At 74.3% G+C, this 1,838-nt stretch carries 1 protein-coding gene; it reads right to left on the bottom strand.

Features of this window, described 5'->3' with window-relative positions; genetic code table 11:
- On the bottom strand, window positions 1-1,838 hold a 1,838-nt coding region (locus H5J30_RS30650; protein WP_181790723.1), incomplete at both ends, for an FAD-binding and (Fe-S)-binding domain-containing protein.

Raw genomic sequence — 1,838 nt, 5'->3', positions numbered from 1 at the left:
TGCCGCGCGTGCCGGAAGTCCTTCATCAGCTGCCCGGTGTCGATGCCGACGGGGCAGTCCAGGCTGCACGTCGAGTCGCCGGCGCAGGTGTCGACGGCGTCGTACCCGTACGCCGCCAGGAGGCTGCCGGTGACCGGGGCGTCCGGCGGCTGGCGCAGCATCTCCCGGCGCAGCACGATGCGCTGGCGCGGGGTGGTGGTCAGGTCGCGGCTGGGGCAGGTGGGTTCGCAGAAGCCGCACTCGATGCACGGGTCGGCGATGTCCTCGATCCGCGGGATGGTCTTGAGCCCGCGCAGGTGCGCCTTCGGGTCGCGGTCGAGCAGGACCCGCGGGGCGAGGATGCCGCGCGGGTCGATCAGCTCCTTGATCCGCCACATCAGCTCCGTGGCCCGCTCGCCCCACTCCAGCGCGAGGAACGGGGCGATGTTGCGGCCGGTGGCGTGCTCGGCCTTGAGCGAGCCGTCGAAGCGTTCGACGGTCAGCCGGCAGAAGTCGTCCATGAACGCCGCGTACCGCTCGACGTCGGCGGGCTCGGCGGCGTCGAAGGCGAGCAGGAAGTGCAGGTTGCCGTGGGCGGCGTGGCCGGCGACGGCGGCGTCGAAGCCGTGCCGCGCCTGGAGTCCGAGCAGCGCCTCGCAGGCTTCGGCGAGCCTGCCGGGCGGGACGGCGAAGTCCTCGGTGATGAGTGTCGTACCGGCCGGGCGGGAGCCGCCGACGGCGGTGACGAACGCCTTGCGGGCCTTCCAGTAGCCGGAGATGCGGCCGGGGTCGCGGGTGAACGCGTTGCCCTCGGCGGCGACGGAGGCGACCGGCGCCACGAGGTCGAGCCCCGCCAGCACCCCGGCCGCCGCCTCCTCGTACGCCTCCCGCGCCGCCTCGTCCGGCGCCCGGAACTCCACCAGCAGCGCCGCCGTCTCCTTGGGCAGCTCCGCCCAGTCGGCGGGCACGCCGGCGACGCTGACCGACGCGCGCAGCGTGTTGCCGTCCATCAGCTCCACGGCCAGCGCCCCGGCGGCGTTGAACGCCGGCACCGCCGCCGCGGCGGTCTGGAGGGTGGGGAAGAACAGCAGCGCGGTGGAGGTGTGCCGGTCCAGCGGCAGGGTGTCGAAGACGGTGTCGGCGATGAAGCCGAGGGTGCCCTCGGAGCCGACCATCAGCCCGCGCAGGATCGCCACGGGGGTGGCGCCGTCGAGGAAGGCGTCCAGCCGGTAGCCGTTGGTGTTCTTGATCTCGTACTTGGCGCGGATCCGGGCCGTCAGCTCCGCGTCCGCCTCGATCTCCGCCTTGAGCGCGAGCAGCCCGCGGCACAGCTCGGGCTCGGCCGCGGCCAGCCGCTCGTCGGCGTCGGGCGCGGCGGTGTCCACGACAGTGCCCGACGGCAGCACGAAGGTCAGCGAGGCCAGCGTGCGGTACGAGTTGCGCGTGGTGCCCGCCGTCATGCCCGAGGCGTTGTTGGCGACGACGCCGCCGAGGGTGCAGGCGATGGCGCTGGCCGGGTCGGGGCCGAGGACGCGGCCGTGCCGGGCGAGGGTGGCGTTGGCCCGTACGACGGTGGTGCCCGGGCCGACGCGGGCGCGCGCGGCGTCGTCGAGCACCTCGACGCGCGCCCAGTGCCTGCGGACGTCGACGAGGATGTCCTCGCCCTGCGCCTGGCCGTTGAGCGACGTGCCCGCCGCCCGGAAGACGAGCTTGCGGCCGTGCTCGTGGGCGAAGCGGAAGAGCGCCGAGACGTCCGCGACCGTCTCGGCGACGGCCACTGCCTGCGGCACGAACCGGTACGGGCTGGCATCCGAGGCGTACCGCACCAGGTCCGAGGCGCCCGTCAGCACCTTCTCCGC

It is taken from the genome of Streptomyces phytophilus, from assembly GCF_013870535.1.
GTDB lineage: Bacteria > Actinomycetota > Actinomycetes > Streptomycetales > Streptomycetaceae > Streptomyces > Streptomyces phytophilus.
This window is presented reverse-complemented; position numbering and strand designations above follow the sequence as displayed.